Origin of the sequence: Saccharothrix sp. NRRL B-16314 (assembly GCF_000716595.1) — a bacterium.
Taxonomy (GTDB): domain Bacteria; phylum Actinomycetota; class Actinomycetes; order Mycobacteriales; family Pseudonocardiaceae; genus Actinosynnema.
The window spans coordinates 1-329 of the sequence record NZ_JNXC01000206.1 but is presented as its reverse complement, the minus strand read 5'-3'; the positions used below and the strand labels follow the sequence as shown (position 1 = coordinate 329).

Sequence of the window (329 nt, the reverse complement as noted above, 5' to 3'; positions counted from 1 at the left end):
GCGGTGTGGAAGCGGACGGGGTCGCGCAGGTTGCGGTACCAGTAGCCCGCGTCCATGCGGGTGGTGTCGTGTGGTCCGCCGGTCACGGTGGAGTACACCGGCACGCGTGACGGTTCGGGGGTGAGGGTGGAGAGGGCGTCGATCAGGGCTGTTTCGATGACGTCGACGGCGGCGGAGTGGCCGACGAAGTTCACCCCGGGTACCCGCCACCGCATCAGCCCGGCGCGGGCGAGCACCCGTTCGAACCGTTCGATGGTGTCGCTGTCCCCGGCGACCACGGTGGAACGCGGCCCGTTCACCGCCGACACACTCACCGACGCCGCGTCCTC

General features: G+C 70.5%; 1 protein-coding gene. It reads right to left on the bottom strand.

The features are described 5' to 3' along the window. Positions 1 to 299: acyltransferase domain-containing protein (locus OQ02_RS39670; protein WP_231500461.1), on the bottom strand; the 299-nt coding region annotated here is incomplete at its 3' end. Positions 300 to 329 lie beyond the last annotated feature (30 nt).